The organism is Pedobacter glucosidilyticus DSM 23534 (assembly GCF_000425145.1).
Classification (GTDB): domain Bacteria; phylum Bacteroidota; class Bacteroidia; order Sphingobacteriales; family Sphingobacteriaceae; genus Pseudopedobacter; species Pseudopedobacter glucosidilyticus.
The window spans coordinates 110,250-129,873 of the sequence record NZ_KE384313.1; the positions used below are offsets into that span (position 1 = coordinate 110,250).

The following is a 19,624-nucleotide window of genomic DNA, read 5'->3' on the forward strand; positions in this document are numbered from 1 at the left end:
TTTATATTTTAATGAAAGTGTTAGTTTCTATAGCTTTTCGCATAATAAGCATACCAAATTGCATCATATCTTTTGAATGGGAGATATTTTACTGATATATGATATTTTAGCTAGTTATCAAAAACTACTCTGAGTAACCAAAACTTTTAAGGTAATTCTCGCGGTTACGCCAATCTGGTATTACTTTAACAAACATTTCTAAAAACACTTTCTTTTGTAAGAATTCTTCCATGTCTTGTCTGGCATAAGTACCTACCCTTTTTAACATAGAACCTGCAGGCCCAATAATGATATTTTTTTGGGAATCTCTTTCTACCACAATTTCTGCGCTGATACGGATGATCTCTTTAGACTCTTTAAAGGAAGTTACGATAACTTCTGTACTATAAGGAATCTCTTTTTTGTAAAGTTTAAATATTTTTTCGCGAATCATTTCGGATACGAAAAATCGCTCTGAGCGGGTAGTAAGTTCGTCTTTCTCATAATAAGGTGGGTGTACAGGTAGTTTTTCTACAATGTACTGCATCACCTTATCTACATTGTATTGGTGTAGGGCAGAAATACCTATTATAGCATCAGGGTTTAGTTTTTCTCTCCAATAAGAAATTTTTTCCTCTACTTGGTCTTGGTTAGATTCATCTATTTTGTTGATTAAAATCATGAGGTGAGCTTTAGACTTTTTAATCTTTTCTAAAACGTCTTGCTCGTCATGCTTCTCATTAATATCAGTAACAAATACTAGAATATCAGAATCTTCTAAAGTATCATCCACCGCATGCATCATGGTTTCTTGCAGTTTATAATTAGGTTTGATAATACCTGGAGTATCAGAAAAAACAATCTGATAGTCTTCTTCATTAACAATACCAATAATACGATGCCTGGTGGTTTGAGCTTTGGGCGTTATGATAGCCATTTTCTCTCCAACAAGTGCGTTCATTAAGGTAGATTTACCCGCATTTGGTTTCCCGATGATGCTTACAAAGCCTGCTTTATGCGACATTTAATTTTTTTTAAATTTTATTTGGAGTACAAAGAAACGAATTATATCTTTGCAGTCCAATTCGGAACAGGATTTAAATTCTAAACCGACCAAAAACACAGCGATTGTGTTACAAAAATGAAGTTTTAAAACCAAAATATAGTGCGGGGTGGAGCAGTTGGTAGCTCGTCGGGCTCATAACCCGAAGGTCATCAGTTCGAGTCTGGTCCCCGCTACCTCAGAAAGCTAAAGAATTATTAAGAAATAATTTAGGCAAGCTTTCAAAATGGCCCGTTCGTCTAGGGGTTAGGACGCCAGATTTTCATTCTGGAAACAGGGGTTCGATTCCCCTACGGGCTACGAAAATTAAATAATAAAAGCTATTAAAACCTGCAAACCAAATATTTGCAGGTTTTTTTGTTTACGTTAATTATGATTAAAGCCATAGCGAAAAAGCCCCATAAGAACAATAAAGGTGTCTTTTTCGAATAGATTGTTGAATAATATCTATGATTATGCGCTCCGCTATGATTATTCGCTCTGCTATGATTATGTCGCTCCTCTGGAGCTAAACAATATATCCTAATTGATTCTATGATTATTTCGCTCCGTAGGAGCTGAAATAACGTTTTAATATCTGATTGAATATTTCGTTTATTAATTTATGTTTTAGAAAAAAGAAAATATAGTATATTAACCTATAGATTTAAAAAATATTCTATATATCTCTTTAATAACCCTATAGAGGAGAAAACATCTCCATAAAAACAAACAAAAAAGCCCCAGAGGGGCGACATCTTAATAGAAAAAAATAACAATAATCCAAAAAGCCCCAGAGGGGCGACATCTTAATAGAAAAAAATAACAACAATCCAAAAAGCCCCAAAGGGGCGAAATTAAAAAACAAATCAAATGGCCAACACCTACACCCAAATATATTTACATATTGTGTTTTCTGTGAAAGGAAGACAAAATCTAGTTCTAAAAAACTGGCAAGACGAATTGCACAAATACATCTGCGGAATTGTAAACGCAAAGGAACAAAAAGTATATGCCATTGGCGGTATGCCTGATCATATACACATCCTACTCAGTATAAAACCTAACATCGCTATATCTGATTTAGTGCGAGATATTAAAGCAAATTCATCAAAATGGATTAACGAAAAAAGATTGATAACCGGTCTTTTTCAGTGGCAAGAGGGCTATGGTGCATTTTCTTATTCAAAATCTCAACTAGATACGATTATCGCATACATTAACAACCAAGAACAACATCATGAAAAGAAAAAATTCAGAGATGAATACTTGGAATTACTTCAAAAGTTTGATGTAGAATACGATGAGAAATATCTTTTTGAATGGATAGACTAATAATTGCCCTAAACATTAAATGATACGCAAAATCATTCATTTTAGTTTCCCTAAAATCGTACTTTCAAAAAATCTAGGTTAATTTATTTTGATTTTTACCTGTACTGTCTTTTACAAACTTCTTTATTAATACATCAAAAAGATTTAAAAAAATCTATGATAACTGTATTCGCTTCTTGAGGGTACTCATGCCCCCCAGGATAGCTATAAACAATACTAGGGTTACCACTTGTGGAGTGATAAAGCTTCGCAAATTGATTGATATTCTTACCCACAGTTTCACATTTGTTTTTCTTTAATAGCGCCTGATAAGTGATTTTTTGCCATGTAGGTTTTACCAAAGGATCTTTTTCTCCAATCAAATGAAAAAAAGGTTTTGGCTCTAATAAATGCAGTAATTTAAGTGCTGCTGCACCAGTTGGGGCAAATGCCTTAAAAATAGCCCCCCTTGTTGCCCATAGCAAGTAAGTAAAAGAGCCTCCGTTAGAGTGTCCTGTAGCAAAAACTCTATCCTGATCTACCATGTATTCTTTTTTGATATAGGCTAACATGATATCAAAAAAAGCTAAATCTCTATTTTGCTTATTAGTATCTATTAACCATCCATTTTTTTTGCCTTCTTTATCTGTAATTTGTCCAGGTGTGGGTAAACCTTGTGGATAAATATATATGGCATTGTTCCACAATTGTTCAAATTTACGACCTTGGTAAGCGTGATTCATGGTACCGCCATGTCCGTGGAAAATAAATACCACAGGGGTAGCTTTATTTTTTGCAGAAGCAGGAATATAAACTAAAGCTTTACGCATTTCTTTACCTACTATCCATTCTAAGGTTTGGAGTTGCGTTTGAGCGTAAGCTGAATTTAAGGTACCAAACCCTATAAATAATAAAAGTAACCTTTTAAACATCGTCTAAACTTTCATTTTTAGATGGTTAAAAATTATAAAAGTTTAAGCATTATTTTGTGCAGATAATAAATAAACCTTAAAAGTTGTTCCTTGATTAATTTCGCTCCGCACTTCTATTTTACCACCCATGGTTTCTATTTGATTTTTGGTGATAAATAAACCTATTCCTCTTGCATCGGGGTTTCCATGAAATGTTTGGTACATACCAAAAAGTTTTGAGCCTTGTGTTTTTAAATCTATACCTACACCATTATCACTAATGGTTAAAACGATATATTTATCTTCTTCATAGCAATCAATTTTTACAAAGCTTTCTCTTTCTGTAGCACTATACTTAATGGCATTATTGATCAAGTTAAAAAGTATACTGTCTAAATATGCAGAAATACCTTTTACCAAAATTTTAGCTTTAATATGGTTTTCTACTTTAACATTTGCAGTAGCTGCCATAACCTTTAAGTTACTAATTGCATGCTCTGTAAACGCGTACAAATCTAAACTTATAAGATTTGCTACTGTTTCAGAATTCATTTGAACAACCTCATTCAAATGAGCAATAGTTTCAGTAAGGTTGTCGGCTGCGGTTTTAATCAATTGTAAAATGTTATTGCTTTCCAATTCGGGGTTTTCTTGGAAAAGTAAGTAAACCAACATTTCTATATTGCTGGTATGTGATCTTAAATTGTGCGAAACAATATGAGCGAAATTTTTTAACCTTTTATTTTGATCTTTAGTTACTTCTAACAGCGTTTGTATTTCGTACTCGGCATTTTTAAGAGCTGTTATATCCACAACCTGAAAAATAAAGTATAAAATTTCTCCTTCGTCGTCTCTAACTACAGAAGCTGCTAATATCACATATACAATACTATTATTTTTATGGATGTAACGTTTTTCTAACCGATAATCGTTTATTTTTCCATTTATCAAATTATGGTAAAGTGTTGTATCTAAATCTCTATCATCAGGATGAGTAATATTTTTAAATGTTACTTTTTTAAGCTCATTTTCTGTATAACCAATAAAGTCACACAATCTTTTATTAGCCTGTATTAAGTTAGCTTCTTTATTCAATAATGCCATTCCTATAGCAGCATTTTCAAAATTTCCTCTAAAAGCTTGTTCGCTAATTTTCAGCTTTTCTTGCGTTACTTTACGTTCGGTGATATCATCGGTATACATAATGATACCACCTTGTGTTTTGCTATCTAAAAACCAAGGTTTAATTTCCCATTCAATCCATTGTACTGTTCCGTCTTCTCTAATAAATTTATCTTCTTCACATTTCTGACTGACGCCTTGTAAACAGTTTTGATGTATTTTTTTCCAATCCTCACCAATTTCAGGGAAAATTTCATAATGAGATTTACCAATGATGTCTAAACCATTAAGTTTATAATCATCTATCCATTTATTTGAAGCTGCTAAGTAATGAAGGTTGGTATCAAACATAGCTATAGCACTTGGTGCTTGTTTAACAAACTGCTGATTGCGTTCAAAAGCTAGTTTCTGCTCTGTAATATCTGTATGGGTGCCAAACATCATCAAAGGCTTTCCGTCTGCTGTCCACGATGTTATTTTTCCTCTATCTAAAATCCATACCCAATGCCCATTTTTATGGCGCATTCTGCATTCGCTATGATAATATTCTGTAATTTTATTACAACAATCGTTAATTTTTTCGTTTGATTTTTTTAAGTCTTCCGGATGACTCAGGTTAACCCAAGTTTCTATACTGATAGGTTGCAATTCTTCAAGTGTATAACCTACAATTTCTGCCCAACGCTCATTAAATATGGTTTCGCCGGTTTGGATATTCCACTCCCAAGTGCCAGCATTGGTACCCAGAATAACATTTTCCAGCTTTTCTCGCTCAGAAATTAAAGCAATTTCTAATACTTTACTTTGATTTATATCCTGAAAAGTACCATAAACTCTGGTGCAAATACCATTTACAAATTCTGCTAAACCTATAGCTCTAACCCATTTTAAATTACCTTTGGCAGTTATAATTTGAAGTTCCAAATCATAAGAAATACCCGTTTTTAATAATTGAGTTACCGCATTTTCTATCAACTGCTTGTTGCTACCAGTATAAAAATCCAAAGCAGAGTGTATATCTGGGATGTAATCATCTGATACCTCATGGATAAGTTTGGTTACATGGCTCCAAAAAGGCTGCATGGTGCTTAGGTTAATTTCCCAAAAGCCTACAGAAGCGGCCACGTTACACCGCACCAATAAATCTTCTTTTACTTTTAAATCGGTAATATCTACATGTGCCGCTATTAATCTTATAGCCTTCCCTGTATCACTTTTAATGATTAAACCTATCATTTTTAACCATTTAACCGATCCATTTTTATGATAGTACCTTACAATAAGGTTAAAGTTTGTTTCTTTTGTATGACTGGTTTCCTGAATATTTTGTGAAACAGCTCCTAGGTCTTCATGGTGTATCATATTTTTCCATGAAGAAGATGTATTTGATAATTCTTCCGGATTGTATCCTAAAATAGTCCAAAATTTTAAACTTACCCATTCATGTTCTTGATTTTCTAAATCCCAAAACCATAAACCATCAAGCGCAATGTCTTGAACAAAGTTGAAAATTGATGAGTCTTGCTTTACGAGTTGATGTAATTCTTCTTTTAAATAGCTCATAAAAAAGCTTGATTGAGAGTGGTTAACATAAAGTAGTGAAATATCATATTTATACTCTTATAATGGATATTAGTTTCAATTTTTAAAATAAATATAACTCATAAAAATAATTAATTTTAATTATAAATACATAAAAATACAAAATTATTAACTCATAAAAAATATATAAAACATCTAAATATATATATTTTTCTATTTTTAAGCCGCATTTTTTATTCATTCATTTAAGTATTTCTTGTTGTTACACCATAATACCATAGAATTTAATATTTTTGATGCTCTTAAGTAAAATTAATATTTTGGAAAAGCATATTACTTTGGGTGTAGACATTGGCAGATCGCATATTACTGCTGCCTTAGTAGATCTGAGATCGGGTCATATTCTGGATGATAGTTATAGAAGAGAGCGGATTAACGCTAAAGACTCGGCAGAGAACATTATCAAAAACTGGAGTGTAGTAATGAAAGATATTATGAATTCTAGTTACAGACCGGTAAGCGGTATTGGTATGGCTTTCCCTGGCCCTTTTAACTACGATGATGGAGTATCTTTACTTAAAGCCAATGGCAAATATGAATCTTTATACGGGTTAAATATTAAAAACTTACTAGCAGAAGAGTTAGGCTATCCAAAAGCATCTATTAAAATGATGAATGACGCCGCTTGTTTTCTTACTGGCGAGTTATTTAAAAGAGACCTAGAAGGCTGTAATAACACTATTGGTATTACTATAGGCACAGGCTTAGGCACTGCACATTACAAAGATGGTGTAACCGAAGACTGTAAACTTTGGAAAACTCCCTTTCTAAAAGGTAAAGCAGAAGATTATTTATCTACTCGCTGGTTTGTGAAAAGATATAAAGAACTTACCGGAAACACGATTAAAGACATCAGAGCATTATTAGCCACAGATACACAAGACGCCGCTTTTGAGATTATATTTGATGAGTTTTCGGTTAATTTAGCCGAATTTTTATATACGTTTATAAGAAAAAAAGATGCGCTAAGTATTGTTATTGGCGGGCTTATCATACCTGCACAAAAATATTTCTGGAGAAAAACAGCACAATACTTACACGATAAAATGTTTTATAGTATCCCTATACACATAGCCGTACATGGCGAAAGAGCACCTTTAATTGGCGCTGCTTCTATAGGCCATCATTAAAAAATTAAAAAGCATAAATCAACAATATCATGGTTGATTTATGCTTGATATTCCCTTACTCTTCCTCAGCTTTATTCTTCATTTTCATTAACAAAGTATAAGCACCCTTGTTTACAATAGCTTTTCCTGTTAAAGCGGTAGTATTTTTAATTTCTATAAAGCCATTTTCTTTAACCCCCAGCTGTACTTCTTGTATCGTATATGCTTGTTTGCTGTTGGCTATAAAAACATAATCCTTACCTTCAAAATTAACAATAGCATCTTCTGGTAAAGTATAAGCTTCATGGTTTTTAACCTCAATTTCAGCATTCATATACATCCCTGATAGTAAATTTTTATCGTATTTATCAAAATGGCAATGTACTTCGGCGGTTCTATCTACGTCAAAATCTTTACTGATTAAGATGATATCGCAAAGATATTTTTTATCAGGATTGGTATTGGTATAGGCTATCAGTTTCTGACCTATGGCTAGTTTATCAATATCCTTTTCAAAAACTTTTAAATTTAAATGGATATCACTTGGGTCTATCAATTCAAATAAAACATCGGTAGGATTAACATATTTACCAATGTTTACATTCACTTTAGATACATAACCATCAATAGGCGAGTAAATATTAATCTGTCTAGATAAATTGCCTTCACTTAGTTTTATAGGGTTGATATTGATGAGTTTTAATTTCTCTGCCAAAGCGTTTAAACTGATTCTGAGTGTTTTATACTCTGTCTCTGTTTGTTGTAAAACTTTATCGCTACTAGCTTTATTTAAATTGAGCTCTTTTTGTCGCACATACTCTTGCTCTGCATACATCAATTTAGATTTTGTAATCAGATAGTCTTGCTGTAATTGGATATACTGTTGGTCTTCCATTTTAGCAATCACTTCTCCTTTATAAATATGCATACCTGGTAAAAGTTTTGTACTGGCTATATATCCGCCCAGAGGCGTACTTACCGATACCATATTTTGCGGAGGCACATCAATAGTACCGGTTACTTTTACTACTGATGAAATATTTCTTAAACTAAGATTTGTTGTATCTATAACAGCGTTTTTAAGCTGTTCTTGGGTTAAGGTTACTACTTGCTCATTAGTTTCTTCATTTGTTGCTTGTTCTTCTTTGGTACTATTACAGCCTGTAAAAAGGGCAATGCTAGTAAGCAGAAGAAATACTTTAGCGGAATATATGAATGCTTTCATGTTTATTTTGCGTTTAAATATTGTAACTGGATACTCTGCTCGTTCAAATTTTTTAACGCTTGCAGATATTGACTTTTAATACCGATACTTTGCTGTATCAACATCACCCAATCCAGGTAATTGATGTCTCCATTCTCAAATTGTTTACCGGCAGTTTTAGCAATCATATCAGCATCAGCTAAAGCTTTATCTTCAAAATACTGAACAATTTCTAAACTACTTTGGTATTGAGCCCAAGTTGCCTGATATTGATTTTCTAGCTGTTGTTTCTGAAGCTCATATTCTTGTGAAACAATCTCCTGGTTAATTTTAGATGCTGCAACTCTGTTATTTTGCGAACTAAAGATGGGAATGCCTAAACCTACTTGCCCAGAGTGAAAACGCTTGCTACGGTCGTAAAAAACTTCGTCTGGACCCACACCCTGGAAATTGGTGTTAAAATAACCTAATGATATTTCTGGCAAGCGTTTAGCTTTTTCTGTGGCTAGTTGTGCCTTACTTGCTGCCTTTTGTTGCTCCAATATTTTAAGTTGCGGGTGTTCTTCTACCTTACTTAGCTGGCTAAATCCAATTACCGATTTAAGATTTTCTTTTGCCGGATTAAAATCTGAATTACTATTTAACAAAAGTTTAAATTGCAGTTCAGATAATGCTACATCTTGTTTCAACTGTTTCAATTGCATCAGTATTTGCCCTCTTTGGCTTGATGCTGTTGCTGTTTCTAAAGCATTGGTTTCTCCTTTTGCAAGTCTTAATTGTGCTTTTTTAAGAAACTCAGCATAAATGCTATCACTTCTTAATAATAAACCTTCTTGCTCTTTAAGGTTTAGGATATAGAAATAAGTTAGAGAAACAGCTTTGATAAGTTCTGCTTCTTTAACAGCAATATTTAAAGCTGCCGTTTTAGCTTCTTCTTTGAGTTGATTTTTTTGCCTTGCATAAACCGTAGGAAATTGGAAAGATTGCGATACGCCAAATCTTAAATCGTTGTAAACACTATTAACCTGGCCAAAATCGGTGTTAAAATTTGTTAAAGGTAGCCCAGCACCCGTCTTCACTAATTGCTCCTGATAAGCAGCTTTCAAACGCTCGCTTTTTACCATCCTATTATTCTTCAAGGCTGTATCTATAGCTGCTTTTAAGGTTATAGGTTGTTGCGCTTGCGCTGATGAAAAGCCTAAACTTAACATCAATAATAAAGCACCAAGTTTTGGATTCACTTTTATTTTAGCCCCTTTTTCAAAAATGATATACAATATAGGGAGTACAAATAAGGTTAAAAAAGTAGCAATCATTAACCCACCAATAACTACGGTTGCTAATGGCCTTTGTACTTCGGCACCAGCGCCATTGCTCAGTGCCATAGGCAAGAAACCTAACGATGCAACAAAAGCTGTCATTAAAACTGGCCTTAACCTTACTTTAGTTCCCATTAAAACAATTCTGTTTAAATTTTTTAAACCTGATGCTTTTAAGCGATTAAATTCGGCAATCAACACAATACCATTTAAAACAGCAACTCCAAATAAGGCTATAAAGCCTACGCCTGCGCTGATACTAAATGGCATGCCTCTTAATGCTAGAAAAAATATCCCACCAATAGCAGAAAGCGGTATAGCAGAATAAATTAACAAACCATGTTTAACAGAGTTGAAGGCAAAGAATAGCAATACAAATATCAGCGCAAGCGAAACCGGAACAGCTATCATTAAACGTTGCTTTGCGGCATTTAAATTCTCGAAAGCACCTCCGTAAGTAACATAATATCCGGCAGGTAAATTAAGCTGACTTTCTGCTTTTTGCTGTAGTTCTGCTACTATGGTTTGTACATCTCTGCCTTTAACGTTAAAACCAGCGACAATTCTCCTTTTGGCATCTTCACGTTGTATTTGGTTAGGTCCGTTTTGGATGCTTACATCTGCCAACTGTTGTAAAGGAATTTGCGGTCCTTTGGGTGTTGGTATTAATAAGTTTTGGATGTCTTCTAAACTTTTTCTTTGTTCGTTGTCTAACCTTACCACTAAATCAAAGCGTTTTTCGCCATCAAAAACTAAACCTGTACTTTGGCCAGCAAAAGCAGTATTTACAATTCTATTGATATCAGCAATATTTAGTTGGTATTGAGCAATAGCGGGTCTGTTGTAATTAATAATAACTTGTGGCATACCTGTAACAGGCTCAACAAATAAATCCTGAGCTCCATCTACCGTATTGATGATTTTTCCTAGGCGTTGTGCATAATAAGCCAATGTGTCCAAATCTTCTCCAAATATCTTGCATACCACATCTTGTCTGGCACCAGTCATTAACTCGTTAAAACGCATTTGTACCGGAAACTGAAACCCCGTGGTAATACCAGGTACTTCTTCTAGGGCTTTCCCCATTTTATCGGCCAACTCACTAAAGGTTTCAGCAGAGGTCCACTCATTTTTATTTTTTAAAATTACCATCATATCGCTAGCTTCCATAGGCATAGGGTCTGTGGGTACTTCTCCACTTCCAATCTTGGTAACTACTTTTTCTACCTCAGGGAACCTTGATTTTAATATATGAGCTGCTTTTTGGGTACTTTCTATAGTGGTATTTAAATTACTTCCGGTTAAAACGCGTGTATCAACAGCAAAATCACCTTCTTCTAAGGCGGGTATAAACTCGCCACCTAAAGTAGAAAGTGTTACAAGCGCTAGAACAAATAATGCAGCTACGGTGCTTAAAACCATTCTTGGATATTTCAATACACGAGCTAAGGCATTTTGGTAAACACGTTCTAGTTTATACATCCATCTATCAGAGAAATTTGGCTCATGCTCTACTTTTTTATTCAAGAACAAAGCACTCATCATAGGAATATAAGTAAGCGATAGTATAAAAGCACCTATCAAGGCAAAGGCTACAGTTTGCGCCATAGGTTTAAACATTTTGCCCTCTATACCTTCTAAAGTGAAAATGGGTAGATAAACAATCAAGATGATAATTTGCCCGAAAACAGCGCTGTTCATCATCTTACTTGCTGATGTTCGCACTTCATCATCCATTTGCTTTTGGTTAAGCCGTACAATGGCTCCAAATTTATTGCTATGCTTAAGCTGATGCATAACAGCTTCTACAATAATAACCGCACCATCTACAATTAAACCGAAATCTAAAGCGCCTAAACTCATTAAATTACCACTTACGCCAAAGGTATTCATCATGATGATGGCAAATAGCATAGCAAGCGGAATAACAGAAGCAACTACTAAACCGGCCCTAAAATTCCCTAAGAAAAGTACCAGAATAAAAACAACAATTAAAGCGCCTTCCATCAGGTTAGTTTCAACTGTTTTAATAGCATTATTGACCATTTTGGTACGGTCTAGAAAAGGTTCTATCTCTACACCTTCTGGCAATGTCTTTTGTATTTGAGCTACTCGGTCTTTTACATTTTTAATTACCTCGTTGCTATTTGCACCTTTAAGCATCATCACAATAGCTCCGGCAACTTCACCTTCATCATTATAACACAAGGCTCCATAGCGTGTGGCGTAACCAATTTTAACATCGGAAATGTCTTTCATAAATACAGTTGCAGATGATGGTGTTTTTACTGCTATGTTTTCAATATCTGTAACGCCACCGATTAAGCCTTCGCTTCTGATGAATAATACGCTAGCGCCTTTCTCTATATAAGCACCTCCGGTATTTTGGTTATTTTGCTCTAAGGCCAAGAAAACATCGTCTATAGTAAGGTTTAAAGCTTGTAATTTACTTGGGTTAATAGCAATTTCAAATTGCTTAAGCTTACCGCCAAAACTACTTACCTCGGCCACACCCTTAACACCTAAAAGCTGGCGCCTTACTATCCAATCTTGAATAGTTCTAAGCTCAGTTTCGTCGTATTTATCTTCATAACCTTTTTTAGGTTTTACTACGTATTGATAAATCTCGCCTAAACCAGTAGAAACAGGGCCTAATTCTGGTGTACCTATCCCTTTCGGAATTTCTGTTTGTACTTTTTGCAAGCGTTCTGCTACTTGCTGTCTGGCCCAATAAATGTCTGTTTCATCAGTAAAAACAATGGTAACTAAGGATAATCCAAATCGTGAAAAACTACGAATTTCTTTCATCCCATCTATATTGCTATTAGCCTGCTCTATAGGGAAAGTTACCAGTCTTTCTATATCTGTAGCACCAAAAGAAGGGGCAACAGTAATTACCTGAACCTGATTGTTGGTAATATCTGGTACAGCATCTATAGGTAAACGTGTTGTTTGGTAAATACCATAACCAATTAAGGCTAGGGTAAACAAGCCAATGATGAGTTTATTCCTGATGGAAAACTCAATAATCTTATTTAACATAATAAGTATTGCTAATTTTTAAATAAAAAAATACAAGAAAATGTATTGATTAAGCGTAAATATCAGCAAGTTTTTGGCGGCTGCCAGATAGTAGATAAGTATACAGAATGGATAAACAAGCTCCTATAAACAGGCGTATTATGTTGTTGTATAATAGTTGGAAGTGTGATAACGTTTAAACTGTATTGGGGTAAATTTACATTACAATCTACCTGATTAATATGGTTGTGTGTTTTAAAAGGCAATTGCATATCACGTTCATAATCTGCATCTCTAACATCTTCTAAAGCATAGTGCATGCTAAAAAATTCAAAAATGGTGATATTGTTATCTTGCATTTTATGCTCTATCAGGTGCTCTACCAAAATAGGCAGCTTTAATAGCTGGTACAGTTCTGTAGTGGCTATTAAATGAATGCTTAATAATAATATGGCAATTATCTTTTTCAAATCATTACAAATATAAAAAAATATAGATTCAATCTTTAAACATCAGGTTTAACTGCTTTGTTTCTAATTTTATAGGTTAAAAGGAATATTAACCCCAAAATACCTATCCCTAAAAATGGATAAACTACAATATCTGGATGTTTAACATAAAAAGTAAGCTCGGAGTTTAAGTTAATATCTTGCGCTATAACAGCAGGTTGCCACCACGATGTTTGCTGTATAATGTCTCCACGTTGGTTAATAAAAGCCGATATTCCGGTATTAGCAGAACGGGCAATCCAACGTCTGGTTTCTACAGCTCTTAATCTGGCGTATTGTAGATGTTGGTCTTTTCCTGAGGTATTGCCCCACCAACCATCGTTGGTGATGATGGCTATAAACTGCGCTTCTTTTTTAACATAACCTGCAACCCAGTTACCCCAGATAGATTCGTAACAAATAACAGGAGCAACACCAATACCACTTTGCGAATACAATACAGAAGGCTCATCCTGATAGCCATAACCACCAGTGGTACCGCCAAATTTGGCAAACACGGGTTTTAAAAATGATAAAGCATTGATAAAAGGCATTTTCTCTACCCCAGGTACCAGTTTAGATTTATGGTAGAATTGTACTTTGGCAGAGTTTTCAATCGCAACAGCAGTATTAAAACTATCCCAATATTGGTTACTTTGGGCGTTAAATTTTGCCGTCTTAGTTTTTGGGCTTTGATAAGTTAAATAGGTTTCAGCCCCGGTAATTAAAGTTGCATTGGCATAAGGTTGCATAAATTGTTGTAGGCGGTAAAATATACTTCCTTGTCTGATGTAATCTTCGTTTACATATTCTGGAATGGCTGTTTCTGGCCAAATGATAAACTCGGTATTAACTTTGGCAGCTTTACCACTTAAAGCCATCAAAGTATCCAATTGCTGGTTGGTAGTATAACTTTCATATTTCGCATAAGGGTCTATATTGGGTTGTACCACTACTACATGTGCGGGGTTGTTTTCCTCTTCATAGTTTATATAGCTGAGGGTAGAAAAACCTATCGGGATAAGCACCCAGCAAGCTAAACCTACTAAAAGCTTGAATATATTTTTTTGCTGTTTTTCGCTATTTTTTAACTGTTTCCAGATGTTAAATAGTAGGATATTACTTCCTAAAATCCATAAAGAGCCTCCGTATACACCTGTATACTCGTACCATTGGATAAACTGCGGACTGCTAGCAAAACCGTTTCCTAAAGTCATCCACGGGAAATTTAAATCCCAACTTTGGTGTAAATACTCGTAAGAAACCCAAAATCCTATGAGGGCTATATCAGCTAGAATGGGTTTGGTGATATTTTTAAGTTTATGATAGCAGAGAAAACTCAAAGTCATGAGTAAAGCTCCTAATAAATAAGCCACAATAGAGCCTTCTGGCGATGCATTCCATATCCAATAAATGCTGGCTGTATTCCATAGTAAAAAGCTTAATCCTGCGGTTAAAAATACTTTTCTCCCTTTTTGTTGCGCATCACTGTTGTGGATGTTTTCTATAGCTACTAATAGCGGGAAAAAGCCTATCAATAATAACAATGAAGTGTAAGGAATAGGTGGCCAAGCTATAAAAAGTATAAGGGCTGATATAAGTGCGTATTGGATATGCTTTTTCATTTGATTTTTAGAGAATATTTTTTGTTAAAAGGTCTAAAAGTTTTTGAGGGTTTTGTCTGTTGTCCCAAAAAGCAGTAATGATAATTTGTGTATCTGTAATTTTGTATAAGATACTATAATGCCCCATGGCAGAAATTCGTGTTTCGGGATAATCCGTAGTCACAAATGCTTCTGGATTTTGAGCAATTATTTCAGATTTTTCTTTAATTTCTTGAATAAGTTTTTGTGCAAATTTTACAGAATGGTTTCTTTTAATCCAGTAATTTAAAATAGCTCTTCTTTGCTTAACAGCAGTTTGAGTCCAAATTATAGACCTTTTAGCCATTCTAAATCTTCTTTATCAAGGTCATCCTGAGAAATAACCTGATTATTTTCAATATCTAAATCGCTTAATTTTAATAAAGCAATTTGTGCATCAGACAAGTTTACTTTCATATCAGTTTTAGTATGCTGCTGTAACAACTTGTCAAGTGCATTTAAGTAGTCTTGATTGGATATTGTAAGCAACTTATCTATAATATTATTCCTTAAAGTGTTGATATTACTCATAGTTCTATAAATTTCGGCTTTTGTTTGTGTATAACAAAAACTAATCTCTAAATTTTTCTTTTACAGGTTTACTCGCTGGTTTACCAGATAAACAAATCACAAACTCACCTTTAAGGGTATTTGTTTCAAAGTAGTTTTTTACTTCTGTTAAAGTACCTCTTTTGGTTTCTTCGTACATTTTGGTAAGCTCTCTAGAAACAGAAACTTCTCTGTCTTCGCCAAAAAACATGATAAATTCTTCTAAAGATTTTAACAAGCGGTGTGGAGATTCGTAAAAAATCATGGTCCTTTCTTCTAAAGCTAATTCTTTCAAACGTGTTTGCCTGCCTTTTTTTACGGGTAAAAATCCTTCAAATACAAATCTATCATTGGGTAAGCCCGAGTTTACCAAAGCCGGTACAAAAGCTGTTGCACCTGGTAAACATTCTATTTCCAAATCGTTTTTTATGGCTTCGCGGGTAAGTAAATAGCCCGGGTCTGAGATGGCTGGAGTACCAGCATCAGAAATTAAAGCAATATTTTGCCCTTCTTTTAAGAAACGGATGATCTCATTAACGGCCTTATGCTCATTATGTTGGTGATGAGAGAAAAGTTTTTTATCGATACCAAAATGTTTCAACATAGGAGAAGAGTTTCTGGTATCTTCTGCCAAAATAATATCTACCTCTTTTAAAACTTTAACAGCTCTAAAAGTCATATCATCAAGATTCCCTATGGGCGTGGGTACGAGGTATAGTTTTCCGTTCATGCTTTAGCTTAACCCTAAACTGCTCTAAAAGAGAGGAAATTTTGGGTCTGTGTTTTATTTCCTAATTAACACTATCTGTTTTTATTTAATCTTACAAATGGTTTCTCTTTCTAAAGTGATAAAAATATCTAGCCTCAAAAATCGTAAATCGTACATCCTTTTATATCTTTGCAGAAAAAATAAAAATCATGCTGCAAGTTAGTTATATCCGCGAAAATAAAGAGCAGGTTCTAGAACGTTTAAGTGTAAGAAATTTTAGTCAGCCAGAGTTGGTTGATGAAATTATAAGTTTAGATGAGAAAAGACGCTCTACGCAATCCAAAGGAGACGCTTTGCAGGCAGAAGCAAATGCAGCAGCCAAGCAAATTGGCGAGCTCATGAAACAAGGTAAAAAAGAAGATGCCGAAGCCATCAAAGCAAAAACATCGTCATCAAAAGAAGAGATAAAAAAACTATATGATGAGCTTGCTGTGATAGAGCAGGAATTACATCAAAAATTAGTTCAAATACCTAATTTACCTCATTCATCTGTACCTAAAGGTAAAACTCCGGAAGAAAATGAAGTAGTTTTAACCTATGGTCAAATGCCAAATTTGGCAGATGATGCTTTACCACATTGGGAGTTAGCCGCAAAATACGATTTGATTGATTTTGAATTGGGGGTTAAAATCACGGGGGCTGGTTTCCCAGTTTATAAAGGTAAGGGCGCTAAACTACAAAGAGCCTTAATTAACTATTTTTTAGCTGAGGCTGAGAAATCTGGTTATGAAGAAATGATGTTACCACATTTGGTAAATGAAGCATCGGGTTTTGGTACTGGGCAATTGCCAGATAAAGAGGGGCAAATGTATCATGTAGGCTTAGATAATTTATATTTAATACCTACTGCCGAGGTACCTATCACTAATTTATACAGGGATGTTATTTTAAAAGAAGACCAGCTACCTATTAAAAACTGTGGTTATACACCATGTTTTAGAAGAGAAGCGGGTTCTTATGGCGCTCATGTAAGAGGTTTAAACCGCTTACACCAATTTGATAAGGTAGAGATTGTACAAGTTGTACATCCTGACAAATCTTATGATGTGTTAGAGCAAATGAGCCTGCATGTACAAAGTTTATTACAAAGCTTAGGCTTACATTACCGTGTTTTAAGATTATGTGGTGGCGATATGGGCTTCACATCAGCCTTAACTTACGATATGGAAGTGTGGAGTGCTGCACAACAACGTTGGTTAGAAGTTTCTTCTGTTTCTAATTTTGAGACTTACCAAAGCAACCGCCTGAAATTAAGATTTAAAGGTAGCGAGGGTAAAACGCAGTTAGCACATACTTTAAACGGAAGTGCTTTAGCTTTACCAAGAATTGTAGCTTCTATTTTAGAGAACTACCAAACGCCAGAAGGAATTAAAATTCCTGATGTTTTAGTTCCTTATACAGGGTTTGATATGATTAAGTAAACAAAAATTCAAAAGAAGTTTCTTCAGAATATCATGTTTTGTTAATATGGACAGGAGTTGAAACCATGTTATCCTTTAGCTCAGCTATTATTGTTGACGTTTTTTAAAAATGTTTTAAAGCTAGTCTTTGATACATAAGTCCTAGCCGGGTTGTGGCTTCTTTCTTTTCTTTGATGAAAAGAAAGAAAAGTCCGTCCGTCCTTCTTAAGAAAGTTTTGTTTAAATGTAAAAGAGAGTTCTTAAATATCCGATTTTTCAGGTCTTTCTACTTTATACTCTGTACTTTTCTACTTCTATGTTACAACCAATTTTGCAAAAGTGCATACAAATAAGCAAACACATAGTATAAGGCAATAGCAATTAAGCCTAACACCACTACAGCAATAAGTATAAAACCGATGATGATACCTGTTATACTGCCTGTATGTTTACCTTCTGTATAGTGTTTTCTTAATAATTTAATATTCCTACTGTTGGCTTTAAAGCCGAAATCAAAGAAAAAACCTAAAATAGGGATAGCACCTAAAACGGTATCTATCAAAACATTACCAAACATTTTAAGAGCCACTTTTTTGCTGGCTCCATTTTTCAGCATGGTAGCAATAAGGGCTAAGGAAACACTAAAACCTGCTAAATCTCCAAAATAGGGAATAAAATTTAGAATAGGGTCTAAACCAAAGCGATAGCCTTTAATACTAAACTGTTCATCCATTAGTTTAGAGATACGCTCTACCCATCTTAATTTATCATTTTTAAACGGCTGCTGGTTCATCTTGTTATTTTAGCTCAACAAGCAATTTATATACCTTATTTACCTGTTGATCATAATTAAAGTATCTTTATCAAGCCTCAACTTTAAAAAAGCATAAAGTTTCTTTACCTCCTGATTGCTTAAAGAAGTTTTTTTCTTCCAATTGATGATTACATGCGTTATTGTATCTGCGGTTTGCTGGCTTTGTTTTAAATTTACCATCTCTCCGATACTAATTTGATTGGCTTCTGGGTATAAAACGGCAAGTTCTTTAGAGATATCTGATGTAGAATCTGACTGGTTTTCACTGCTGATTGGTGAAGTAGCTTTTAAATTGATGGCATTTAACATGCTTGCAGCCACTTCACGGCTCATGTCTGCAATTTCTTCTTTAGAAACATTTACTCTAGAAAGTTTTATTCTTAAATCATCAAAACCACTGGCTTTTAATAAACTATCATAACTGGCTATTTCTTGGTCAGAAACTGGTTTGCCAGCAATAACAATCTGTACGTATTTTAAAGAGTCTCTATTTTCTATATTCCATTTTAATACTTCTGTTTCATCATTACTAATTTTATTGATGATGATATTTTGCACCTGCCTGTTCATCTTATTCTTAAGATATACTTCCCATAAGAAATAGCCACTTGGTATCACTACAAAAAGTAAGGCAAAAGACATAATTCTGCTTACTCTTTTACGGGTTTTGATATCCATATATTGCCTTAGTGGGAACTGCAAAAACTTAATAACCAAATAAGTTGATAAACTGATGAATATGGCGTTAATGATGAAAAGATAAAAAGCCCCGGCAAAAATCATCAACTGCCCGGTAGCAAGCCCAAAACCTGCCGAACAAAGTGGTGGCATTAGTGCTGTAGCAATAGCAACCCCTGGTATGGCATTGGTTTTCTCTTTTCTTGACCCTGAAACTATACCCGCTACACCACCAAAAAATGCCACCATTACATCTAATAAAGTAGGCTGGGTACGGGCTAAAATTTCTGTAGTAGCATCGCCCAAAGGAGTAATAGTAAAATAGATATAAGCAGTGGTTAAACTGATAAATGTAGCCATACCAAGATTGCGTAAAGAGCGAGTAAGCATTTCTTTATCATTTATTCCAAATGCTAAACCAACACCTAAAATGGGCGACATTAGCGGCGAGATAAGCATAGCACCAATAATTACCGCAGCAGAATTTACATCTAATCCTATAGAAGCAAGTACGGCAGAACATATCAGAATCCAGATATTATATCCTTTTAAATCTATATTCTCATTGATATTTTTAACAGTACCTTCTTGGTCTGTGGTTTCTTGTAAATGAAATATCTTTTGTACGTAGTTTTTAATAAGGTCTGCCAAATTCATAGT

Annotated in this window: 15 protein-coding genes and 2 tRNA genes; 5 read left to right on the forward strand and 12 right to left on the reverse strand. The window is 34.4% G+C overall.

Annotated elements, in window-relative coordinates:
- Positions 1–124 precede the first annotated feature (124 nt).
- Positions 125–1,003, reverse strand: coding sequence for a GTPase Era (gene era, locus H510_RS0116080; protein WP_026905248.1), 879 nt, complete (start codon positions 1,001–1,003; stop codon positions 125–127).
- A 142-nt stretch (positions 1,004–1,145) separates the two neighbouring features.
- Between era and H510_RS0116085 the strand changes: the two genes are divergently transcribed.
- From H510_RS0116085 to tnpA, 3 genes are all read left to right on the forward strand, one after another.
- Positions 1,146–1,218 (forward strand) — tRNA-Met (locus tag H510_RS0116085).
- Positions 1,219–1,270: 52 nt separating this feature from the next.
- Positions 1,271–1,342 (forward strand) — tRNA-Glu (locus tag H510_RS0116090).
- 552 nt (positions 1,343–1,894) lie between these two features.
- A complete protein-coding gene (gene tnpA / locus H510_RS0116095; RefSeq protein WP_026905249.1) occupies positions 1,895–2,356 on the forward strand; it encodes an IS200/IS605 family transposase in 462 nt (153 codons plus the stop codon).
- Between the two features lie 134 nt (positions 2,357–2,490).
- On the opposite strand, the gene H510_RS19230 is transcribed toward tnpA, so the two are convergent.
- Both H510_RS19230 and H510_RS19740 read right to left on the reverse strand, forming a co-directional pair.
- Complete coding sequence (locus H510_RS19230) at positions 2,491–3,267, reverse strand: CE1 family esterase (protein ID WP_051291339.1); 777 nt, start codon at positions 3,265–3,267, stop codon at positions 2,491–2,493.
- 42 nt (positions 3,268–3,309) lie between these two features.
- Positions 3,310–5,931: a PAS domain-containing sensor histidine kinase gene (locus tag H510_RS19740; RefSeq protein ID WP_051291341.1), complete on the reverse strand. Its 2,622-nt coding sequence runs from the start codon at positions 5,929–5,931 to the stop codon at positions 3,310–3,312.
- A 299-nt stretch (positions 5,932–6,230) separates the two neighbouring features.
- Between H510_RS19740 and H510_RS0116110 the strand changes: the two genes are divergently transcribed.
- The gene (locus H510_RS0116110; protein WP_026905251.1) at positions 6,231–7,100 is read left to right on the forward strand and encodes an ROK family protein; all 870 of its coding nucleotides are present in this window, start codon (positions 6,231–6,233) and stop codon (positions 7,098–7,100) included.
- A gap of 55 nt (positions 7,101–7,155) precedes the next feature.
- Here the strand turns inward: H510_RS0116110 and H510_RS0116115 are convergent, their stop codons facing one another.
- The 7 genes from H510_RS0116115 to rsmI all read right to left on the reverse strand — a co-directional run bounded on the left by H510_RS0116115 (position 7,156) and on the right by rsmI (position 16,033).
- Complete coding sequence (locus H510_RS0116115) at positions 7,156–8,304, reverse strand: efflux RND transporter periplasmic adaptor subunit (RefSeq protein WP_026905252.1); 1,149 nt, start codon at positions 8,302–8,304, stop codon at positions 7,156–7,158.
- Between the two features lie 2 nt (positions 8,305–8,306).
- Positions 8,307–12,644: a CusA/CzcA family heavy metal efflux RND transporter gene (locus tag H510_RS0116120; protein WP_026905253.1), complete on the reverse strand. Its 4,338-nt coding sequence runs from the start codon at positions 12,642–12,644 to the stop codon at positions 8,307–8,309.
- Between the two features lie 62 nt (positions 12,645–12,706).
- Entirely contained in the window at positions 12,707–13,093 is a 387-nt protein-coding gene (locus tag H510_RS0116125) for a hypothetical protein (RefSeq protein ID WP_026905254.1), read from the reverse strand.
- A 35-nt stretch (positions 13,094–13,128) separates the two neighbouring features.
- Positions 13,129–14,736 carry an apolipoprotein N-acyltransferase gene (lnt, locus tag H510_RS0116130; protein WP_026905255.1) on the reverse strand — a complete coding sequence of 536 codons (1,608 nt, stop codon included), beginning with the start codon at positions 14,734–14,736 and terminating at the stop codon, positions 13,129–13,131.
- A 7-nt stretch (positions 14,737–14,743) separates the two neighbouring features.
- A complete protein-coding gene (locus tag H510_RS0116135; protein ID WP_026905256.1) occupies positions 14,744–15,061 on the reverse strand; it encodes a type II toxin-antitoxin system RelE/ParE family toxin in 318 nt (105 codons plus the stop codon).
- Positions 15,043–15,285, reverse strand: a complete 243-nt coding sequence (locus H510_RS0116140) for a hypothetical protein (RefSeq protein ID WP_026905257.1) — start codon at positions 15,283–15,285, stop codon at positions 15,043–15,045. Before H510_RS0116140 ends, H510_RS0116135 begins: the two co-directional genes overlap by 19 nt.
- Positions 15,286–15,325: 40 nt before the next feature.
- Positions 15,326–16,033, reverse strand: a complete 708-nt coding sequence (gene rsmI, locus H510_RS0116145) for a 16S rRNA (cytidine(1402)-2'-O)-methyltransferase (protein WP_026905258.1) — start codon at positions 16,031–16,033, stop codon at positions 15,326–15,328.
- A 188-nt stretch (positions 16,034–16,221) separates the two neighbouring features.
- Here rsmI and serS point away from each other — a divergent pair, with 188 nt between their 5' ends.
- Positions 16,222–17,493, forward strand: a complete 1,272-nt coding sequence (gene serS, locus H510_RS0116150) for a serine--tRNA ligase (RefSeq protein ID WP_026905259.1) — start codon at positions 16,222–16,224, stop codon at positions 17,491–17,493.
- A gap of 298 nt (positions 17,494–17,791) precedes the next feature.
- On the opposite strand, the gene H510_RS0116155 is transcribed toward serS, so the two are convergent.
- Positions 17,792–18,265: a DUF4112 domain-containing protein gene (locus tag H510_RS0116155; RefSeq protein ID WP_026905260.1), complete on the reverse strand. Its 474-nt coding sequence runs from the start codon at positions 18,263–18,265 to the stop codon at positions 17,792–17,794.
- Between the two features lie 39 nt (positions 18,266–18,304).
- Complete coding sequence (locus H510_RS19235) at positions 18,305–19,621, reverse strand: TIGR00341 family protein (RefSeq protein WP_051291343.1); 1,317 nt, start codon at positions 19,619–19,621, stop codon at positions 18,305–18,307.
- Positions 19,622–19,624: the final 3 nt, after the last annotated feature.